This is a genomic window from Streptomyces sp. Tek67B01 (assembly GCF_055231995.1).
Window position 1 is genome coordinate 3,174,834 of the sequence record NZ_JBUYUY010000001.1, and the last position, 20,749, is coordinate 3,195,582.

Annotated in this window: 19 protein-coding genes and 1 pseudogene; 7 read left to right on the forward strand and 13 right to left on the reverse strand. The window is 72.5% G+C overall.

Going from position 1 to position 20,749, the window contains the following annotated elements; translation table 11 throughout:
* Positions 1–2 precede the first annotated feature (2 nt).
* Positions 3–2,579, forward strand: coding sequence for a bifunctional FO biosynthesis protein CofGH (locus ACV7NM_RS14150; RefSeq protein WP_463410609.1), 2,577 nt, complete (start codon positions 3–5; stop codon positions 2,577–2,579).
* Between the two features lie 22 nt (positions 2,580–2,601).
* Here ACV7NM_RS14150 and ACV7NM_RS14155 read toward each other — a convergent pair whose 3' ends face one another.
* Positions 2,602–3,753: a cation diffusion facilitator family transporter gene (locus ACV7NM_RS14155; protein WP_463410610.1), complete on the reverse strand. Its 1,152-nt coding sequence runs from the start codon at positions 3,751–3,753 to the stop codon at positions 2,602–2,604.
* A gap of 184 nt (positions 3,754–3,937) precedes the next feature.
* Here ACV7NM_RS14155 and ACV7NM_RS14160 point away from each other — a divergent pair, with 184 nt between their 5' ends.
* From ACV7NM_RS14160 to ACV7NM_RS14175, 4 genes are all read left to right on the forward strand, one after another.
* A complete protein-coding gene (locus ACV7NM_RS14160; protein WP_463410611.1) occupies positions 3,938–4,354 on the forward strand; it encodes a guanyl-specific ribonuclease in 417 nt (138 codons plus the stop codon).
* 261 nt (positions 4,355–4,615) lie between these two features.
* On the forward strand, positions 4,616–5,842 hold the full coding sequence (locus ACV7NM_RS14165; protein ID WP_463410612.1) for an ADP-ribosylglycohydrolase family protein: 1,227 nt from the start codon (positions 4,616–4,618) through the stop codon (positions 5,840–5,842).
* Positions 5,843–5,907: 65 nt separating this feature from the next.
* Complete coding sequence (locus tag ACV7NM_RS14170) at positions 5,908–6,801, forward strand: hypothetical protein (protein WP_463410613.1); 894 nt, start codon at positions 5,908–5,910, stop codon at positions 6,799–6,801.
* Positions 6,802–6,889: 88 nt separating this feature from the next.
* On the forward strand, positions 6,890–7,750 hold the full coding sequence (locus tag ACV7NM_RS14175) for a TIGR03619 family F420-dependent LLM class oxidoreductase (protein WP_463410614.1): 861 nt from the start codon (positions 6,890–6,892) through the stop codon (positions 7,748–7,750).
* Positions 7,751–7,853: 103 nt separating this feature from the next.
* On the opposite strand, the gene ACV7NM_RS14180 is transcribed toward ACV7NM_RS14175, so the two are convergent.
* Positions 7,854–8,792, reverse strand: a complete 939-nt coding sequence (locus tag ACV7NM_RS14180; protein ID WP_463410615.1) for a M56 family metallopeptidase — start codon at positions 8,790–8,792, stop codon at positions 7,854–7,856.
* Positions 8,789–9,160 (reverse strand): BlaI/MecI/CopY family transcriptional regulator, encoded by a 372-nt coding sequence (locus tag ACV7NM_RS14185; RefSeq protein ID WP_463410616.1) that lies wholly within the window; start codon positions 9,158–9,160, stop codon positions 8,789–8,791. The genes ACV7NM_RS14180 and ACV7NM_RS14185 overlap by 4 nt, the downstream gene beginning before the upstream one ends.
* Before the next feature lie 134 nt (positions 9,161–9,294).
* Between ACV7NM_RS14185 and ACV7NM_RS14190 the strand changes: the two genes are divergently transcribed.
* Positions 9,295–9,993 (forward strand): DedA family protein, encoded by a 699-nt coding sequence (locus ACV7NM_RS14190; protein ID WP_463410617.1) that lies wholly within the window; start codon positions 9,295–9,297, stop codon positions 9,991–9,993.
* Positions 9,993–10,598 (forward strand): phosphatase PAP2 family protein, encoded by a 606-nt coding sequence (locus ACV7NM_RS14195; RefSeq protein ID WP_463410618.1) that lies wholly within the window; start codon positions 9,993–9,995, stop codon positions 10,596–10,598. Before ACV7NM_RS14190 ends, ACV7NM_RS14195 begins: the two co-directional genes overlap by 1 nt.
* Before the next feature lie 28 nt (positions 10,599–10,626).
* Here the strand turns inward: ACV7NM_RS14195 and ACV7NM_RS14200 are convergent, their stop codons facing one another.
* The 10 genes and pseudogenes from ACV7NM_RS14200 to ACV7NM_RS14245 all read right to left on the reverse strand — a co-directional run bounded on the left by ACV7NM_RS14200 (position 10,627) and on the right by ACV7NM_RS14245 (position 20,745).
* Positions 10,627–11,049 carry a hypothetical protein gene (locus ACV7NM_RS14200; RefSeq protein WP_463410619.1) on the reverse strand — a complete coding sequence of 141 codons (423 nt, stop codon included), beginning with the start codon at positions 11,047–11,049 and terminating at the stop codon, positions 10,627–10,629.
* 39 nt (positions 11,050–11,088) lie between these two features.
* Positions 11,089–11,691 (reverse strand): isochorismatase family protein, encoded by a 603-nt coding sequence (locus tag ACV7NM_RS14205; RefSeq protein ID WP_463410620.1) that lies wholly within the window; start codon positions 11,689–11,691, stop codon positions 11,089–11,091.
* Between the two features lie 112 nt (positions 11,692–11,803).
* Positions 11,804–12,787: a GlxA family transcriptional regulator gene (locus tag ACV7NM_RS14210; protein ID WP_463410621.1), complete on the reverse strand. Its 984-nt coding sequence runs from the start codon at positions 12,785–12,787 to the stop codon at positions 11,804–11,806.
* Positions 12,788–12,881: 94 nt separating this feature from the next.
* Complete coding sequence (locus ACV7NM_RS14215; RefSeq protein WP_463410622.1) at positions 12,882–13,217, reverse strand: hypothetical protein; 336 nt, start codon at positions 13,215–13,217, stop codon at positions 12,882–12,884.
* Between the two features lie 88 nt (positions 13,218–13,305).
* Positions 13,306–14,103 (reverse strand): bestrophin-like domain, encoded by a 798-nt coding sequence (locus tag ACV7NM_RS14220; protein ID WP_463410623.1) that lies wholly within the window; start codon positions 14,101–14,103, stop codon positions 13,306–13,308.
* A gap of 60 nt (positions 14,104–14,163) precedes the next feature.
* Positions 14,164–14,454: a hypothetical protein gene (locus ACV7NM_RS14225; protein WP_463410624.1), complete on the reverse strand. Its 291-nt coding sequence runs from the start codon at positions 14,452–14,454 to the stop codon at positions 14,164–14,166.
* Between the two features lie 69 nt (positions 14,455–14,523).
* Positions 14,524–16,089, reverse strand: a complete 1,566-nt coding sequence (locus ACV7NM_RS14230) for an APC family permease (protein WP_463410625.1) — start codon at positions 16,087–16,089, stop codon at positions 14,524–14,526.
* Between the two features lie 237 nt (positions 16,090–16,326).
* Positions 16,327–17,802, reverse strand: a complete 1,476-nt coding sequence (locus tag ACV7NM_RS14235; protein WP_463410626.1) for an aldehyde dehydrogenase family protein — start codon at positions 17,800–17,802, stop codon at positions 16,327–16,329.
* Positions 17,799–19,562: pseudogene (locus ACV7NM_RS14240) on the reverse strand (N-acyl-D-amino-acid deacylase family protein); the annotation flags it as partial. The pseudogene ACV7NM_RS14240 and the gene ACV7NM_RS14235, both read right to left, overlap by 4 nt.
* 61 nt (positions 19,563–19,623) lie before the next feature.
* Positions 19,624–20,745, reverse strand: coding sequence for an LLM class flavin-dependent oxidoreductase (locus ACV7NM_RS14245; protein WP_463413942.1), 1,122 nt, complete (start codon positions 20,743–20,745; stop codon positions 19,624–19,626).
* Between the last annotated feature and the right edge of the window lie 4 nt (positions 20,746–20,749).

Consider the following 20,749-nt stretch of genomic DNA (forward strand, 5'->3'; position numbering starts at 1 on the left):
CCATGACCACTCCGAGTGACGCTCCGACCGACAACGCGATGCGCCGCGCGCTCCGGCGTGCCCGTGACGGCGTCGCGCTCGACGCGACCGAGGCGGCCGTGCTCCTCCAGGCGCGCGGGGCGGCCCTGACGGACCTCACCGCCTCCGCCGCCCGGGTCCGCGACGCCGGTCTCGCCGCGGCCGGCCGGCCGGGCGTGATCACGTACTCGAAGAGCGTGTTCATCCCCCTCACCCGCCTGTGCCGCGACAAGTGTCACTACTGCACCTTCGCGACGGTCCCCGGCAAGCTCCGCCGCGCCGGTCACGGTATGTACATGTCGCCCGACGAGGTGCTCGACATCGCCCGCCGAGGCGCCGCGCTCGGCTGCAAGGAAGCGCTCATCACCCTGGGGGACAAGCCGGAGGACCGCTGGCCCGAGGCGCGCGAGTGGCTGGAAGCGCACGGCTACGACGACACGATCTCCTACGTACGGGCCATCTCGATCCGCATCCTGGAGGAGACGGGCCTCCTCCCCCACCTCAACCCGGGCGTGATGTCCTGGGCCGACTTCCAGCGTCTCAAGCCCGTCGCCCCGTCCATGGGGATGATGCTGGAGACCACCGCCACCCGCCTGTGGTCGGAGCCGGGCGGCCCGCACCACGGCTCCCCCGACAAGGAGCCGGCGGTCCGGCTGCGCGTGCTGGAGGACGCCGGGCGCTCCTCGGTGCCCTTCACCTCCGGCCTGCTCATTGGCATCGGCGAGACGTACGAGGAGCGCGCGGAGTCACTGTTCGCGCTGCGCCGTGTCTCGCGCGCCTACCACGGCATCCAGGAGCTGATCATCCAGAACTTCCGCGCCAAGCCGGACACGGCGATGCGCGGAATGCCTGACGCCGAACTCGACGACCTCGTGGCGACGATCGCCGTCGCCCGGCACATCATGGGGCCCTCGGGCTGTCTCCAGGCGCCGCCCAATCTGGTCGACGGCGAGTACGCGCGGCTGATCGGCGCGGGCATCGACGACTGGGGCGGCGTCTCCCCGCTGACTCCCGACCACGTCAACCCCGAGCGGCCCTGGCCCCAGATCGACGTGTTGGCCGAGCAGTCGGCGGCCGCCGGCTTCGAGCTGCGCGAACGGCTCTGCGTGTACCCGGAGTTCGTGCGACGCGGGGAGCCGTGGCTGGACCCGCGCCTGCTGCCGCACGTACGGGCGCTCGCCGATCCGGACACCGGGCTGGCGGACGAGACGGCCGAGGTGACGGGCCACCCGTGGCAGGAGCCGGACGAGAGCTTCAGCGCGTACGGGCGCACCGACCTGCACGCCACCATCGACACCGAGGGACGTACGGGCGACCGGCGTGAGGACTTCGACCTCGTCTACGGCGACTGGGACGCGTTGCGCGAGGCCGCCGCGCCCGGCATGGTGCCCGAGCGCATCGACACGGACGTACGGGCCGCGCTGGCGCGGGCCGCCGACGACCCGACGAAGCTGAGCGACGCCCAGGCGCTGGCGCTGCTGCACGCCGACGGGCCCGCGCTGGACGCGTTGTGCCGGATCGCGGACGACCTGCGCCGGTCGGTGGTGGGCGAGGACGTCACGTACATCGTCACGCGGAACATCAACTTCACCAACGTCTGCTACACCGGCTGCCGGTTCTGCGCGTTCGCGCAGCGCCGTACGGACGCGGACGCCTACACCCTCTCCCTCGACCAGGTCGCGGACCGGGCCGAGCAGGCGTGGGACGTCGGCGCGGTCGAGGTGTGCATGCAGGGCGGCATCCACCCGGACCTGCCCGGGACGGCGTACTTCGACATCGCGCGGGCGGTAAAGAAGCGGGTGCCCGGCATGCACGTCCACGCGTTTTCGCCGATGGAGGTGGTCAACGGCGCGACGCGGACGGGGATGTCCGTACGGGACTGGCTGACGGCCGCGAAGGAGGCGGGCCTGGACTCGATACCGGGCACGGCGGCGGAGATCCTGGACGACGAGGTCCGCTGGGTGCTGACCAAGGGCAAGCTGCCCACGGCGGACTGGATCGACGTCATCACGACGGCGCACGAGCTGGGCATCCGGTCGTCGTCCACGATGATGTACGGGCACGTGGACCAGCCCCGGCACTGGCTCGGGCACCTGCGCACACTGGCCCGCATCCAGCAGCGGACGGGCGGTTTCACGGAGTTCGTCACGCTGCCGTTCATCCACACCAACGCCCCCGTGTACCTGGCGGGCATCGCGCGGCCCGGCCCGACGGTGCGCGACAACCGGGCGGTGACGGCGATGGCCCGCATCCTGCTCCACCCGCACATCACCAACATCCAGACGAGTTGGGTGAAGCTGGGTGCGGAGGGCGCGGCCGAGATGCTCCGTTCCGGTGCGAACGACCTGGGCGGGACCCTGATGGAGGAGACCATCTCCCGGATGGCGGGTTCCGGTTACGGCTCGTACAAGTCCGTCCAGGACCTCGTCGCGGTCGCGGCGGCGGCCGGGCGGCCGGCGAGGCCCCGTACGACCCTGTACGGCGAGGTTCCGCAGGAGCGCCGCCGCGCGGCGGCGGCCTCGGACGGGCATCTGCCGGAGCTGCTGCCGCTGGTGGACTGAGTCCGGGCCGCGCGGCGCCCGCTCAGGCGGGCGCCGCGGGGTCCGCGATGGGCGCGGGGTCCGCGAGGGCCGCGTGGTGGGCGAGGGCCGCGTGCGGGTCGTCGTGGTCGTGGTCGGTGGTGTGGTCGGTGTGGACGGTGGCGGCAGTCAGCCGGGGCACGGCGTGGATCAGGGCGTGTTCGGCGGCGACCGCCAGGGCGTGGGCCTGTACGACGGTCAGGTGCGGGTCGACGACGATGTCGGCCTCGGCCCGCAGGGTGTGGCCGATCCACCGCAGCCGGACCTGCCCGAGGCCACGTACCCCGTCCACGCCGCGCAGCGCGTCTTCGGCGGTGTCGACGAGGGCGGGGTCGACGGAGTCCATGAGCCGGCGGTAGATCTCGCGGGCCGCGTCGCGCAGCACCATCAGGATCGCCGCGGTGATGAGCAGGCCCACGAGCGGGTCGGCGGCCCGCCAACCGAGCGCGGCGCCGCCCGCGCCGAGGAGGACGGCGAGCGAGGTGAACCCGTCGGTGCGGGCGTGCAACCCGTCCGCGACGAGTGCGGCCGAGCCGATCCGGCGGCCGGTACGGATGCGGTGCCGGGCCACCCACTCGTTGCCGGCGAACCCGACCACCGCCGCGGCGGCCACCGCCCCCAGGTGGCTGATCGGGCGCGGGTGCAGCAGCCGGTCCACGGCCGTGTGCGCGGCGAGCGCGGAGGAGGCGGCGATGGTCAGCACGATGACGATGCCGGCCACGTCCTCGGCGCGGCCGTAGCCGTAGGTGTAGCGGCGGTTGGCCGCCCGGCGGCCCAGGACGAACGCGATGCCCAGGGGCACGGCCGTGAGCGCGTCGGCCCCGTTGTGGAGGGTGTCGCCCAGCAGCGCCACCGAACCGGAGAGGGCGACGACCACGGCTTGGACTGCGGTGGTCAGCCCCAGGACGGCGAGGGAGAGCCACAGGGCGCGCATGCCCTCGCGGGAGGTCTCCATCGCGGGGTCGACCTTGTCCTGGGTGTCGTGGCTGTGCGGGACGAGGAGATGTGGCAGCCGGCGGCACGGTCTCCGCGACCGGCGGGTGGCGTGCGGGTGGTCGTGCGCATGGCCTTGGTCGTGCGCACGGCCTTGGTCGTGCGCGTGGCCGTGCGCGTGGCCGTGGTCATCCCCGTGGTCGTGGTCGTGGCCTTCAAGCACGCGACCACCATACAAACGGGCCCCCGTGGCGGCCGTCTCCCACGTCGGGTGCCCGCGCCGGGTTGCCGACGGTTTAAGGCGGGGCGGCGCCCCGGTTCCCCCCACCACATGCCCGGTGAACAGGTGTGGAACACAAGGCAGTTGGTGTTCCGGAGGTCGCTCTACGCGCGTCATCCTGGCCGACATGAGGATCTCCCCACGCATCGCAGCCCTCGGCGCGGCCGCCGCCGTCGCCGCCACTCTCCTCGCGGGCCCGACCGCCTCCGCCGCGCCCGCCCCCGCCTCCGCCTCGGCCGCCTCCGCCTCCGTCGCCTCCGTCGGCCGGATCTGTTACTCCGCCCTGCCTTCCCAGGCCCATGACACGCTCGACCTCATAGACCAGGGCGGCCCCTTCCCGTACTCCCAGGACGGCGTCGTCTTCCAGAACCGCGAGGGCCTGCTGCCCGGTCACACCACCGGCTACTACCACGAGTACACCGTCATCACCCCGGGCTCCCCGACCCGCGGCGCCCGGCGCGTCATCACGGGGCAGCAGACCGCCGAGGACTACTACACGGCGGACCACTACGCCTCGTTCCGCCGCGTCGACTTCGCCTGCTGACCCACGGCCCCACCGGCACGCGTACGCCCCCGGACGGTCGCGGACCGTTCGGGGGCGTCGCCACGCCCGCGTCAGCCGACGAGGAGGTCCTAATCCGATCGGCGAGACGATGAGACGACGAGCGACGGGACGACGGTCGGAAGTGTTCGGATTCCGGCCGTTCTCCGACCACTTCTGCGCGACCTGACTCATACCGTCCAGGTTCGACCGAACCTGTCCACTACAGTGCGCGCCAAAGCCTGGGGCCTGGGGGGAAACAGCATGGACACGAGCACAGCGACGCCTACGGCCCCGGACGCGGCGGCCCCTGCGGGCACCGGTCCGTCCGCGCCCATACCCGCGGCGGCGCCGACAGCCGGCGTCACCTCCAGCGCCACCTCCACGGCGTTCTGGGGCCGGATCGAACAGCAGGACTTCCGCAGCCGGGTCCGCGGCACCCTGCTCGGCTCCGCGATCGGCGACGCCTTGGGCGCGCCCGTCGCCGGCCTCTCCCTCGACGGCATCCGCGAGACCCACGGCCTGGCCGGTCTGACCGAACCCGCCCCCGCCTACGGCCGCCGGGGCACCGTCACCGCCTCCACGCAGCTCGCCCTCTTCACCGTCGACGGGCTGATCCGGGCCCACGTACGCCGGGACACCGGCGGCTGGCACCCGCCGACCGACGTCCACCGGGCCTACCTGCGCTGGGCCGCGACCCAGCACGACTGGGGCCCCGACGAGCGGCGCAAGGACAACGGCTGGCTCGCGCAACAGGAGTGGCTCTACGCCCGCCGCGGCCCCGACCGCGCCTGTATGACCGGCTTCGCCGACGACAAGCTCGGCACCCCCGACCAGCCGAAGAACCCCACCGCCCGGGACGCCGCCGCGACCGCGCGCTCGGCCCCCTTCGGCCTGCTGGTCGGCTGGGAACCGGCCCTCGTGCTCCAACTCGCCGTCGAATGCGCGACCCAGAGCCACGGGCACCCCACCGCGTACCTGTCCGCCGGAGCCTTCGCCGTGATCGTCCACGGCCTGACCCGCGGTGATTCGCTGGACGCCGCCGTACAGCGCTCCCTCGGCCTGCTCGGGGGCCGCCCCTCCCACCAGCCGGTCACCGACGCCCTCCAACGCGCGGTCTCCGCGGCCACGCAGGGGCAGCCGAGCCCCAAGGTGGTGGAGTCCCTCTCCCCGGGGGACGGCCGTGACGCCGAGGACACGCTCGCCGTCGCCGTGTACTGCGCCCTGGTCGCCGAGGACGTCCCGCACGGGCTGCGGCTCGCCGTCAACCACGGCGGGGACTCCACCGTCACCGGCGCCCTGTGCGGGGCGCTGCTCGGCGCACTGCACGGGGAGACGGCCCTGCCGGCGGCCTGGTTGGCCGACTTGGAGGGGCGCGCCACGATCCTGGAGCTGGCCGACGACTTCGCGCTGGAGATGACCCAGGGTCCCGCTCTCCACGGCCCCTCCGCGTCCGCCCCGGGGTGGCTGTCGCGCTACCCGCGCGCCTGACCCCTCGCCGAGATCCGCCACCGCTCGACGGACGGTGTGTCGGAGGCGTGGAGTAGCGTTCGATCATGAGCATGCCGCCGCCCCCTCCGTACTCCCCCGGCCCGTACGGGACCCCGCAACAACCCGGTCCGTACGACGGGCAGCAACACGGGCAGCAATACGGGCAGCAGCAGCCGTTCCCGCAGCAGTACGGGCCGCAGGGGCAGCCGGCCCCCCAGGGCTACCCGGGCGGCCCTCACGCGCAGCCGCCCTACCCCGGCCAAGCACCTTGGGGTCAGACCCCGATGGGGCCGCCGATGGGACGCCCGCCGCGCAAGAACCGGGGCGGGATGGTGGTCGCCGTCGTCGCGATCGCCCTGGGCGGTCTACTCGTCGCGGGCTTCGTGGTGAACCGGCTCGCCCAGGCGGGGTCCGTCATGAGCGGGGCCGGGTTCCCGGCCGCCACCTACCGCCTGACGGTGCCGAAGACGCTGCTCGGCACGTACCAGCTCTCCGAGGACGCGTCCCGGACCAAGGGCAAGGAGGTACTGGACGGCGCCTACGACCCGAAGGTCCGCAACCCCGAGCCGGTGGTCGCCCGGTACACCTCCGACTCGGACACCGACCCCGGCATCCTGGCCCTCTCCGGCATGTACGGCCAGTTCAAGGACCCGGCGGGCGCCCGCCGGAAGATAATCAAGGGCGCCCAGGAGGGCGACGGCGCGCAGCTCGCGGTTCCCCCGAGGGACATCACGCCGACCGGCTCGGACGTCGCCTTGACCTGTCAGGTGCTGACCTCGCTCCAGAACGGCACCAAGGTCACCCTCCCCATGTGCGCCTGGGCGGACGGGAACACGGCCGCAGCGGTCGGTGTGATCACCGCCGAGAGCGCCCGGCAGAGCCCCGCCTCGATCGACCTGAACCGGACGGCCGAGACGGCCCTCAAAATCCGGGCGGAGGTCCGCCAACCGATCGGCTGACGGCCGGCGAGGCGCGGCCCGCGCCCTGTCGCCGGGCGGTCGAGGCACCGTACGTTGGCCGCCCGACGTCTCGGAGGTGCCATCACGCATGCGGATCGCCACGACCATCTTCCTCACCGACCGCACCATCACCCCCACCCGCCTCGCCCTGGCCTTGGAGGGGCGCGGCTTCGCAGGCCTCTACCTCCCCGAGCACACGCACATCCCCGTCGCCCGCGACACCGCCGCGCCGATGGGCGGTGAACTGCCCGAGGAGTACGGGCGCACCCTCGATCCCTTCGTCGCGCTCGCCCAGGCCTGCGCGGTCACCGAGCGGCTGCACCTCGGCACCGGTATCACCCTGGTCGCGCAGCACGACCCGATCGTCCTCGCGAAGCAGGCCGCCACCTTGGACCACCTCTGCGGCGGCCGTCTCACCCTCGGCGTCGGCTACGGCTGGAACGTGGAGGAGGCCGCCGACCACGGTGTGGAGTGGCGCACCCGACGCGAACTGGTCCGCGACCGCCTGGCCCTGATGCGCGCCCTGTGGTCCCCCGAACCCACCCCGTACGAGGGCGCCTTCGGCTCCGTCCGGGCCAGCCAGGCCCACCCCAAGCCGGCCCGCCCGGCCCGTGAACTGGGCCCCGGCGCTCTACTGCACGGGCCGCGCACCCTCATCGGGGGCGCCGCCGGCCCGAAGCTCTTCGCGGCCGTCGCCGAGCAATCCGACGGCTGGCTGCCCATCGGCGGCGGCGGTCTCACCGAGTCCCTCCCAGTGCTGCGCCGGGCGTGGGAGGACGCGGGCCGCGATCCGAAGACCCTCCAGGTGGTCCCGTACGCCGTCCGGCCCGACCCGGGGAAGCTGGCCCACTACGCGGACCTCGGGATCGAGGAGGTCGTGTTGCAACTGCCGCCGGCGGCGGAGCCGGAGGTGCTCCGTACCCTGGACGACTTCGCCCGGTACCTCTGACGTCCGCCGTCCGCCGTTCCCCGTTCCCCGGCCCCCGGCCCCCGGCCCCCGGCGGCGCCGACGGTCCGTCGCCCCCGACGGTCCCGTGGCCTCGGGGCGGAAGTCAGCGGGCGGTCGGTGCCTCGCCCTGGGCGACCTCCACGTCGCGGTGCAGGAGGTCCAGCCCGACGCCGGTGGTGACGGTGGTTCCCGCCGCCAGGGCCACCAGCAGGCAGGCCGCCGCCGCTGCCGCGAGCGGTCGCGCCGCCGGGGGGTGGAGCAGTGCCCGTACGCGTTGCGGGACCGGGCCGCCGACGGCGCGGGCGGCGAAGGCCGGACGCACCGCGCCCGCCGCTCCGTGCCCGGCCAGCGCGGCGCGCCCGATGGCCCGCGCGGTGAGCCGGCGGTCTCCGGTGGCGGCCGCCGCGGCCTCGTCGGCGACCCGCTCCACGCTGAGGGCGATGGCGTCGCGTACGGCCCGCAGGGCCGGGTGGCAGCGCGCGGCGAGATCGGCGGCTGCGAGGAACCAGTGGTGGCGGCCGGTCAGGTGGGCCCGTTCGTGGGCGAGCAGGACCTCGCGCTCGGGCCCGTCCAGGGCCCGGAGCATGCCGGAGGTCACCACGACGCGCCCCGGGTTCCCCGGCAGCGCGTAGGCGTCCGGGTCGGGCCGGTCCAGGATGCTGAGGTCACCGGCCTCGGTGGCCCAGCGCACCTGCTCGCGAGCGCGGCGGTAGTGACGCAGCTGGCGGAGCACCGAACGGGCGATCCCGTACGCGCAGAGCGACAGGGCGCCGACGGCGAGCGCGGCCGCGGGGGCGGCGAGGACGGGCGGCGCGACGTCGAGCGGGTGGATCAGGTGGCCGAGGCGCGCCAGTGCGGCCACGCCGAGCGCCCAGGTGAGCAGCAGGCCGCCGAGTGCGGCGAGCCAGCCGGCCGCGAGGGCGCACGCGGTGACGGTCAGCGTCCACAGGGCGAGCGACGGACCCAGCCGGGGTGCGGCCCAGCGGGCCAGGGGCGGCGCGGCGAAGGGCAGCAGCAGGGAGGCGAGCAGGCCGGTGATCACTGCCCGCCGCCGTCCAGCAGTTCCCGTAGGACGCGCTCGTCGTCGGGGCTCAGCTCGGAGACGAACCGCGCGAGGACGGTCTCGCGGTCGCTGTCCTTGTCGAGCTCGTGGTGCATGCGCCGGGCCGTGAGGCCGTGGGTGTCCCGCACGGGGAAGTAGGCGTAGCCGCGGCCGGAGCGCTCCCGGGCGAGGGTCCCCTTCTCGTGGAGGCGGGACAGGATGGTCGTCACCGTCGTGCGCGCCAGGTCGGCCGTCAGGGTCCTTTGTACCTGGGCGGCCGTCTGGGGCGCTTTCGCCGCCCACAGTGCGGCGAGGACACTCGCCTCCAGCTCACCCGCCGGCCTGCGGTCGGCCGTCGACCCGCTCATCGCCCTCTCCCCGCCTCGCGATCGTCTACAGTGCCGTAGACCGTCTACGGGATTGTAGTCGACCGGATGTTCCCCCCGGCGCCCGGCTTCCGGCTGCGCGCATCCGTCACGAACCCAGTGAGAGGCCCCCCTCCATGGCCGTTGCCACCTCCTTGGCCGTTGCCACCTCCTCGGCCGTCCCCGCCGCGAGCGACCTCGCGGTCAACCTGCTCGACGCGCATTCCCTCCTGGCCACCTTCGGCATCGTCGGCATCGCGGTGGTGATGTTCGCGGAGACCGGGCTGCTGATCGGTTTCTTCCTGCCCGGCGACTCGCTGCTGTTCACTGCCGGTCTGCTGTGCGCCGGGAGCTCGGAGGGCGATCCGCGCCTCTCGCTGCCCCTGGTCCTGGCCGCCTCCGCGGTCGGGGCGCTGGCCGGGGCCCAGACCGGCTACCTGATCGGTCGGCGCGGCGGCGGAGCCCTCCTGGAGCGCAGCCGTTCCAAGCGCCTCCACGAGGGCGCGGAGCGCGCGGAGGAGTTCCTCGCCAAGTACGGGCACGCCAAGGCGATCGTCCTGGCCCGTTTCGTGCCCGTGGTGCGTACGGTCCTCAACCCGCTGGCCGGGGCCCTGAAGGTGCCGGCCCGCGTCTTCACCCTGTGGCAGGTCGTCGGCGGCCTCGTCTGGACGGTCGGTCTGGTCCTCGCCGGGTACGCGCTCGGCTCCTCCATCCCGAACGTCGACCGGTACCTGCTGCCGATCGTCGCCCTGGTCGTCGCCGTGTCCCTGCTGCCCCTCGTCATCGAAGTGCTCCGTTCCCGGCGGGCCCGCAAGCACCAGAACGGAACCGCTTGATGACCCTCGCGTACGACGGCTCGCACATCGACGGCGCGGCCTACGTCGATGTCATCGACGCCGCCCACCGGGCTCCGGGCTGGCTCAACTCCCTGACGGCCGCCTGGTCGGCCTACGGCCTCGCGCTCTTCGCCGTGCTGATGCTGGCCGGCTGGTGGCGGGCCCGCCGGGCGGCCACACCGGCGGCGGTCACCGCCCTCGCGGCCCCGCTGATCACCCTTGCCGCCTTCGGCGTGGACGCCCTGCTCAAGCTCGTGGTCCGCGAGGACCGGCCGTGCCGGACCTTCGGGGTCGCCACTTTGGAAGCCTGCCCGGCACCGGGCGACTGGTCGTTCCCCAGCAACCATTCCGCGCTCGCCGCCGCGGCCGCCGTCGCGCTGCTCCACGTGTCACGGCGGCTCGGCGCCGTCGCCCTGGCTGGGGCGGTCCTCATGGCGGCCTCCAGGGTCTGGGTGGGCGTGCACTACCCCCACGACGCGCTCGCCGGCTTCCTCGTCGGCGCCGTCGTGGCCGCCGCGGCGGCCACCACCGTCCGCCGCCACGCGCCGGCCCTCACCACGCGCTTGGCCGCGGGCCCGCTCCGCCCGCTCCTGGCTGCGGCGTGACCCGTAGGCCGCACGGGGTCCTGTCGCCCTACGGGCCTGCGGGGCCGGCGTCCCCGGCGTCCCCGGCCCGCGCGGCGACCGCCGCCTCCAGCAGGGTCCAGCCGTCGAACTCCACCGGCCGGCGCCCCCCGGGCAGCCGGCTGCGGGCCGTCGCCACGTCGAGCAGCGCCCGGACGGCGCCCGGCTCGTGCAGGTTCAACGAGGCCCCCCGGACGTAGCCCACGTCACCGGAGCCGACGTAGGCCCCGCCCGGGACGTAGCGGTCCGGCCCCTCGGCGAACACGATGCGCAGGGGAGCGCCCGTGCCGGCCGGGTGCGGTGTCAACGTGAGGGTCTGACGGCAATCCGCGGACCGGCCGCCGTCGGGGGCGCGGTGGCTGTGGCGGGTGCTCCACATGTACACGCGCCCGTCGGCGACCAGTCGGCGGGACTTCCTCTGATTGCGGGGCACGCGGGCGACGGTACGCGGCCTCGCGCCACGGGGCACCTGTTATTCGGTGAGGGACGCGACGGTGGGGGCGACGACGCCGAAGAGGTCCCCGATCGTGGTCAGCGCGGCCGTCCGGAGCGCGGCGGCGGGCACCACGGACCCGTCCGGTCCACTCAGCGCCCGGGTGGCCGTGGCCTCGGCGACGACGGTGGGACGGTAGCCGCGGTGGAAGGCGCCCTCGGCCGTGAAGGCGACGCACATGTGCGTCATGAACCCAGCCAGTACCAACTCCTTGCCCGCGCCCACCTCGCGCAGCGTCTTGTCCAGCTCCGTTTCGTGGAAGGCGTTGGGCACCTGCTTGACCACCACCGGCTCACCCTCGATCGGGGCGACCTCCTCGCTGATCGCGCCGATCTCCGCGCGGATGTCGTACGGGGTGCCCTCACCGCCGTCGTTGACGATGTGCACGATGGGAATCCCGGCGGCACGCGCCGCCCCCAACAGCCGGGCCCCGGCGGCGAGGGCCTGCTCGGCGCCTTCGAGGGCCATCACACCGGTGCGGTAGGTGTTCTGGAAGTCGATCATCACGAGGGTGGTGTCGGCGAGGCGCGGCAGCGCGTCGTCGAGGGCCAGCACGTCGCGAAGGCTCGTGGAAGCGGTCATGGCAAAGCTCCTTGGGTCGGTAGCGGAAATCACCGGACACGGCGCGCACGCGCCGGTCCGTCAGGAAGAGCGGACGCGGTGGTCCGTCGGGAAGAGCCGACGCGGCGGTCGGTCAGAGAGAGACGCGGAAGCGGCGGCGGTAGGTCGCCGGGGTGGCGCCGATCTGCTTGCGCAGCGCCCGGTGGAGGGTTTCCACCGAACCCAGCCCGCTGGCGGCCGCGACCTGCTCCAGCGGCTGGTCGGTGCCCTCCAACAGGCGACGGGCGACCTCCACCCGGGCGGCCTCGACGTACGCGGCGGCGGTCGTGCCGGTCTCCTGGCGGAACACCCGCGCGAAGTGGCGCTCACTGAGGCACATTCGCGCCGCGAGGGTCGCGGCGGACAGATCGCCATCCACGTGTTCGGCGATGTAGGTCCGCAGTTCGTCGATGTCCCTGCGGGAGGCGGCCGGCCTGCTGAGCGGGACGGAGAACTGGCTCTGGCCGCCCTGCCGCTTGAGGTACATGACCAGTTGCCGGGCCACCGCCAGTGCCACCTCCTCCCCCAGATCGTCGGCCACCAGGGCCAGCGCGAGATCCATGCACGCACTGATCCCGGCCCCGGTCCACACGTTCCCGCACCGCACGAAGATCGGATCGGGATCGACGGTCACCGCCGGGTGTTCGGCCGCCAGTTGGGCCGCGGTCGACCAGTGGGTGGTGACCGTCTTCCCGTCCAGCAGCCCGGCCGCGGCCAGCAGGTGCGCGCCCACGCACACCGAGGCCACCCGCCGGGCGAGCGGCGCGACCCTCCCCAGCCACGCCACCACCTCCCGGTCGATCCGGGCGACCGGCCCGTCCGGGTGCGCGTCCACGGCGCCGGGCACCAGCAGCGTGTCCAGCGCCCCGTCCACATCGCCGAACGCGAGGTCCGCGACCAGCCGCACCCCGGCCGACGTGGTCACCACCCCCGCCGACGGCCCCGCGAGCTCCACCCGGTACCCGGCCCGCCCCGCGGTCTCCCGGTTGGCGAGCGCGAACACCTCGGCCGGGCCGGTGACGTCGAGGAGGTCGACATCGGGGAAGACCGCGATGACGACGCGGCGGTTGGTGGACATGACCCCATCGTCACCCGGCCCCCGCATGACGGCAATGACGCCGTTCTGTCACATCCGGCCAAGCCGCCCACCGGGGACGCCGACGCTCCCGCGGCTAGGGCGGCGGAATGGGCCCGGGGGCTGTCACGCCGACCGCGGGACGCCAAAAACGCCCGTCAGGCAAGGCCTGACGGGCGCCGAGGTAGTAGTCCGCATCACGCTGGAAGCCGAGACCCGGAACGGCCTGACGCAGGTGGGGCCACAGGCCCGGCGCCACGCGGTACTCGCCCGTCACCATCCACGGGTCGTCACCCAACGCGAACAGGTGCCGTATCGCCAGGAACTGGTCCCGGGTCAGGGTGACGGACTCGACCATCTCCTCGTCGGCGCCGAAACCGGTCAGGTCCCAGACGAGGTTGTGCCCGTCGGCGAATGGATAGTCGCTGCTCACCGCCTCAAGCTAGGTCGCGCCGTTCGCGACCGCACCTGCTTTTAGGGCCGGTGACGAGCCGCGGGACCCGACCGGAAGCGCCCGCCCCCTACCCGCCCGCCGGCCAGAACTGCGCCGGCGCCGCCTCCTTGTAAGGGGCCGGACTGACACTCAGGTCCCCCGCGAACGGCCGGTCGAGGACCATCACCAGCAGCAGGCTGAAGCCGATGAGCGCCGCCACCGCCGACACGAACAGCAGCTGCATCTTCAGGCTCCGCAGCCCGAACAGGAACGTGAGCGGCAGGATCACCAGCGCGCCCCCGTACACCAGCACCTGCAACAGCGTCGGCAGTGAGGTTTCCGCCATGGTGACGCGCGCCCTGCGCTGCGCCGCGACGTCGTTGAGGCGAGTCGCGGCCTCCTGGTAGAAGGTCTCGCTGCGGGGGCCGGCGGGTTCGTACGCCTGGAGCGCCGTGTACATGGCGTGCGTCTGCTCGGCGGTCGCGTCGAAGCTGGGTCTGCCGTCGCGCATCATCGGCCATTGGACGTCGACCACGGCGTGTACGTACGCGCCCACCGCCCGGTCCACCTTGGCACGGTCGGCCGCCGGGAACGCCTCCGCGCTGCGCACGACCAGGGCCAAGTCGGTGGCCTCGCCCGCGACCACGTTCTGGGTGTTCTCCAACTGCGTCCAGAGCGTGACGACGACGAACGCGAGGATGATTCCGTAAATCGCGCCGAACATGCCCAGCGCGACCCCGACCATCTCGTTGTGCTCACCGGCCGCCAGGTGCGGGAAGCGGCGCCGGGCGGCGACGCTGCCGGCCATCGCGAGGGCCGTGAAACCACCGACGAGCAGGATGCCCAGGACGAACGTACTGAGGTTGTTGAGTAACCAGAGGATCATGTCAGGCTCAACGAGAGCGGCCGCCCGCGGCGACGGCCGCCGCGGGGGGGGGCCGTCGGCTCAGCCGACCTTCGGGGGCTTCGGCAGCCCGGCCGTCAGCGCGGAGCCGGCGCCCGTGAGGGAGTTGTCGGTGGCCTTGGTCGCGCTGCCCGCCGCCGAGGCCGTGGCGCCCACCGCCGTCTTGGTGTCCTGGACGGCTTGTCCAGGGTGGTCGACGATGTCACCGACGCGCTCGGTGATCGCGGGCGCCTGGGCGGCGGGCTCGTCGGCGTGGGCGAGGGTGGGGGTGAGGGCGAGTGCCGCGCCCCCGGTGAGGATCAGGGCGGTGAGGCTGCGCTTGATGGGCTTCATGCCCCTCCCAACGACCCCACGGCGCCGGGGGTCACCCCTCGGGCGCGTCCGGCGCGGCCCCCGGACCGCTCAGTCCTCGACCACCAGTGCCGGCGTCGACTTCGTCAGGACCTCGCCCCGGAAGAAGGCGGGGCTGCGGCGTTCGGTGACGAACATGACGACCAGGCCGAGGACGAGCAGCCCCACACCGATGATGAAGACGCTGCCGACACCGAAGACGGTCGACCCGGAGCCGTAGGCCGGGTTCCACATGTCGACCAGGGTCTTGCAGAAGACGGAGGCCAGCAGCAGTCCACCCAGGACGGGGAAGACGCCCTTGAAGAGCAGGTCACGGGCGGAGTCGCGCAGCTCGCGCCGGAAGTACCAGGCGCAGGCGAAGGCGGTCAGCGAGTAGTAGAAGCAGATCATCAGGCCGAGCGCGAAGATCGTGTCGGTCAGGACGTTCTCACTGACCAGGGACATCACGGTGTAGAAGACGCCGGTCGCGACACCGGCCGTGACCGTGGCGCGGCCCGGGGTCTTGAAGCGCGGGTGGACCTTGGCGTAGGAGGCGGGGAGGGCCTCGTACGTGGACATGGCCAGGACCGTGCGGGCCACCGGGATGAAGGTGGTCTGGAGCGAGGCGGCGGCGGAGGCGAGGACGGCGACGAAGAGCAGGATGCCGAGCAGCGGGCCCATCACGGGACCGGCGAGCGCGGCGAAGACGTTGCCGGAGGTCTGCGGGTTGCCGAGGCCGAGGCCCTTGGTGCCGGAGCCGACGGCCATCTGGGCGGCGATGCCGGTGGCCAGGTAGGAGCCGACGAGGACGACCATGGCGATCAGCGAGGCGCGGCCGGGGGTCTTGGCCGAGCCGATGGTCTCCTCGTTGGCGGTGAGGCAGGTGTCCCAACCCCAGTACATGAAGATCGAGAGGGAGAGCCCGGCGGTGAAGGCGCCCATGGACTCGACCGCGAAGGGGTTCATCCACTGCCAGGAGAAGTGCACCCCCGTGTCGAAGGTGCCGGAGGAGGCCTTCTGGAAGGCCATCGTCACGAAGATCGCGAGGACGGCCAGTTGGAGGCCGACCAGCGTGTACTGGACGCCCTTGGTGGCGGTCATGCCGCGGTAGCTGATCGCGGTCGCGGCGGCGATGAGGGTGAGGCAGGTGGCGATGTGGACGGTCTTGTCGTGGTCCAGGGCGGCTATCGCGTCGTTGCCCGTGATCTGCCCGGCCAGAAGCCAGAAGTACGAGGTGGCGACGCCCGCCAAATTGGAGAGCACGATGATCGTGGCGATCACCAGGCCCCAGCCGCACATCCAGCCGACGCGCGGACCGAAGGCCTTCACGGTCCAGGTGAAGGAGGTGCCGCAGTCGGGGACGGCCTTGTTCAGCTCGCGGTACGCGAAGGCGACCAGCAGCATCGGAAGGAAGCCTGCGAGGAAGACCGCGGGCATCCGGACGCCGACCTCGCCGGCCGTGGAGCCGAGCGTGGAGGTCAGGCAGTAGACGGGAGCGACGGTGGAGATGCCGATGACGGCGCTTCCGACGAGGCCGACGGACCCCTTGCCGAGCCCTTTGCCGCGGACGTCGCCGTCGGCGGCACCGCTCTCCGTCTCTGCGGCCGCCTGGGTCGGCCGAACGTCCAGCTGTGTCATGGGTCAGGACGTTAGAGGGTGCGGTTTCCACATCTGGAGGCTTCGACTCCGGATGACAGAGGGCCAAATGACCTTTGAATCCATCCATAAACACGGAATCTGCCACCGGAATACAAGGTTCGCTCAGGCATCTATCCCTAGGTCGAGAGGGGTCGGACAAAACCTTCCGTTATACGGAAACCGCAGTTGTGTCCGTTTTGTCGGCTCTTGAAGTTTCCGTGTGACCCGCGCCTCACCTCACCCCGCCCACACGATCGACTGGACCTCGCTGTAGGCGTGCAGCGCGTACGAACCGACGTCCCGCCCCACCCCGGACCCCTTGAAGCCGCCGAACGGTGCCTCCATGTTCCGCCCGATGGTGTTCACGCCCACCCCGCCGGCCCGCAGCCGCCGCGCGATCCGGAAGGCACGCGCCGGGTCACCGGACCAGACGTAGTTCAGCAGACCGAAGTCGCTGTCGTTGGCCAGCGCCACCGCCTCGTCCTCACCGCCGTCGAAGGGCACGACCACCACCACCGGGCCGAAGATCTCCTCCCGCACCACCCGCATGTCGTTCGTGCAGTCCACGAGCAGGGTCGGGGCCACGTAGAAGCCCCGGCCGTCCCCCACCACCGGGCGCTCGCCGCCGTACGCGATCCGACCGCCTTCCTTGCGGCCCAGCTCGACGTACGACTCGACCCGGTCCCGGTGCGCCGCGGAGATCACCGGGCCGACCACCGTGCCCCGGGCCCCCGGATCGCCCACCTTCATGAACGCCAGGTAGCCGGTGAGCTTCTCCACCAGCGCCCCGTACACCGACCGGTGCACGATCACCCGCGTCGGGGCGGTGCAGATCTGGCCGCTGTAGAAGGAGAAGGTGGTGCCGATCCCCGACACCGCCGCGTTCAGGCCGGCCTCGCCCACGTCGTCCATCACCACCGCCGCGCCCTTGCCGCCCAGCTCCATCAGCTGTCGCTTCATGGAGCGGCCGCACACCTCGGCGATCCGCTGCCCGACCGAGGTGGAGCCGGTGAACGACACCATGTCCACGTACGGGGAGTCCACCGCCGCCTCGCCGACCTCCACCGAGGCACCCGAGACCACGTTGACGACGCCCGCCGGTAGGCCCGCCTCGTCCAGCGCCTGCGCCATCTTGAACACCGACAGCGGGTCCTGCGGGGCCGGCTTGACCACCACGGTGTTCCCCATGGCCAGCGCCGGGGCCACCTTCCCCGCCGGGTTGGCCCACGGGTTGTTGTACGAGGTGACGCAGGTGACGACGCCGACCGGCTGGCGCACCTCCAGCGCGCCGAGCACGCTCGCGCCGCCCATCGGGCCCGCCTCGGTGACCTGCGGCGGGAGCCCCCGTTCCACCGGTTCCAGGGCGCCCTTCGCGTACCGCCGGAAGCGGGCCACCCCGACGCCCACCTGCATGCCGCGCGCGATGCCCGTCGGCGCGCCCGTCTCCGCCCGCGCGAGCGCCGCCCACGGCTCGTACTCCCGTTGGATGTTGTCCGCGGCCCGGTCCAGGATCGCCGCCCGCTCCTCCGGCTTCGTACGGGACCAGCCCTCGAAGGCCTCGGCAGCCGCCCGGGTCGCCTCCTCCACCTGGGCGCGGGTGGCCTCGGGGGCCAGGCCGACCACCGACTCGTCGGCGGGGTTGACGACCTCGTAGTGGCCGCCCGCGGGTTCCACCCACTCGCCGCCGATGTACAGCCTCTGCGGAGCGTTCATCGCGTGCTCACCGTCCTCGTGTCACGGCCCGAGCGCAGCACGGTGCCCGGGGTGGCGCCCGTCACCCGGTCGTCGCGGATGGTCTCCACGCCGTTGACGCGTACGGACACGATCCCGACCGCCCGCGCGTCCAGCCTCGGGCTGTTCCCGGGCAGGTCGTGGACGAGCGTCGCGGGGCCGGCCTCGATGCGCTCGGGGTCGAAGAGCACCAGGTCCGCGTGGAAGCCCTCCGCGATCCGCCCGCGCCCGCGCAGTCCGAACAGTCGCGCCGGGTCGTCGGTGAGCATCCGTACCGCCTGCTCCAGCGGCACCAGCTTGCGGCCGCGCAGGCAGTCGCCGAGGAAGCGGGTCGTGTAGGGGGCCCCGCACATCCGGTCCAGGTGGGCTCCCGCGTCGGAGCCGCCGAGCATCACGTCCTCGTGCTGCCAGGTCTCGGCGCGCAACGCCCAGCTCGCCGGGTCGTTGTCGGTGGGCATGGGCCACAGGATCGTGCGCAGGTCGTCGTTCGCGCAGATCTCCACCAGGCAGTGGAAGGCGTCGAGGCCGCGTTCGGCGGCGATGTCGTTCACGACCCGGCCCGAGAGGCCCTCGTTCTCCTTGCTGTACGTGTCCCCTATGACGTACCGGCCGAAGTTGGCGAGGCGGCGGAAGACCCCGGCCTCCTTGCTGTCGGCGCGGCGCAACATCTCGGCGCGTACGTCCGGGTCGCGGAGCTCGGCGATCCGCTCGGGGACGGGCAGGGCGAGGATCTCGCCCCAGCCGGGGATGAGGTTCAGCGCGCAGAAAGTGCGCAGCGACATGTTCATGGGGGTGAGGATCGGCATGGTCAGCGCCACGATCCGGCCACCGGCCTCACGGGCCCGCTCGCTCGGTATCAGCTGGCGCGGGACCCGCTCGGGCACGGAGGCGTCGATGGTGAGGACGTTCCAGTTCAGGGGGCGGCCGGCGGCCGCGCTCATCTCCACGAAGAGGTCGATCTCCTCGTCGGAGAACTGGTCGAGACAGCCCGCGACGATCGCCTCCAGTTGGGTGCCCTCGTGTTCGCCGACCGCCCGGGAGAGGGCGAGGAGTTCGGCCGGTTTCGCGTGCCGGGAGGCGACGGGGGCGCCGGAGCCGTCGGAGTGGGTGGAGGACTGGGTGGTGGACAGTCCCCAGGCGCCGGCGTCCATGGCGTCGTGGAAGAGGTCGAGCATCTGTCGCATCTGCTGCTCGGTGGGCTGTCCTCCGATGGCGTCCTCGCCCATGACGTGCCGGCGAAGCGCGCAGTGGCCGACCATGAATCCGGCGTTGACGGCGATCCGCCCCTCCAGGGCGTCGAGGTACTCGCCGAAGGTGGACCAGGTCCAGTCGACGCCCTCCTCGAGGGCGGCGAGGGCCATCCCCTCCACCTTGCTCATCATGCGGCGCGTGTAGTCGGCGTCCTCGGGGCGGTCCGGGTTCAGGGGCGCGAGGGTGAAGCCGCAGTTGCCGCCGGCGACGGTGGTCACGCCGTGGTTCATGGAAGGGGTGGCGTACGGATCCCAGAACAGCTGGGCGTCGTAGTGCGTGTGGGGGTCGATGAACCCGGGGGTCAACACGAGCCCGGTGGCGTCCTCGTCGGTGCGGGCCGTCTCGGTGACGGTGCCGGGTTCGCCGATGACGACGATCCGCCCGTCCCGGATGCCGATGTCGGCGACGTGCGCGGGCGCGCCCGTGCCGTCGACGACGGTGGCTCCCTTGATCAGGTGGTCGAGCATGACGCTGAGGCTCCTTCTTCCGTGACGTGACGTTCCGGCCCCGCCGGGGCGGGGCCGGGCCGGGAGCGGCCGGCGGGCGGGCCGCTCAGACGGCCTGGCGGAAGCGGGTCGTGCGGTGGACCGGGTCCGTGTCGATGTGCGGGATCACGTGTTCGCCGATGAGCTTGACGGTCGTCATCGTGTCCTCGTAGGACACGCCGGTCGGCAGGCCGAAGGACAACTGGTCGGCGCCGGCCTGCTCCCAGCGCTTGCACTGGGCGCGGACCTCGGACGGGTCGCCGCAGATCAGCAGTTCCTCGGCGATCAGCAGCTCGATGATCTCCGCGTTGTACTCGGGCAGGGTCTCGGGCCACTGCGGGATGGCCTCGGGGCGCGGGAAGGTGTCGTGGTAGCGGAACACCAGCGACTGGAACCGGTTCATGTTCGCGTTGACGGCGATCTCGACGGCCTTGTCGTGGGTCTCGGCACAGATCGCGGTCGAGGTGACCATCACGTTGTCGTTGACGAAGGCCCCGATGGCCTTCGCCTCCTGGATGGCCGTCTTGTACTGCTCCAGCACCCACTCCATGTCGGAGACCTTCTGCACGCTGAAGCCGAGGACCCCGAGACCCTTCTTCGCGGCCATGGCGTACGAGGACGGCGACCCGGCGGCGTACCACATCGCGGGGTGCGCCTTGCCGTACGGCTTGGGGAAGATCTTGCGCGGGGGCAGCGACCAGTGCTTGCCCTGGAACCCCTCGTACTCCTCCTGGAGGAACATCTTGGGGAACTCCGCGATGGTCTCCTCCCAGATCTCCTTGGTGTGGTTCATGTCGGTGATGCCGGGCAGGAACCCGAGGATCTCGTGGCTGCCCGCGCCGCGTCCGGTGCCGAACTCGAAGCGGCCCTTGGAGAGGTGGTCGAGCATGGCGACCTTCTCGGCCACCTTGACCGGGTGGTTCACCGGGGCGAGGGGGTTGAAGATGCCCGAGCCGAGGTGGATGCGTTCGGTGGCGTGGGCGAGGTAGGCGAGGAACACCTCGTTCGCGGAGAGGTGCGAGTACTCCTCCAGGAAGTGGTGCTCGGAGGCCCAGGCGTACTTGAAGCCGGACTTGTCGGCCTGGATGACGTACTCGGTCTCCTCGATCAGCGCCTTGTGCTCCGCCTCGGGGTCGACCTTGGACCGCGCCTCAGGCACGTATCCCTGCACGAAGAGCCCGAATTCCAAGGGG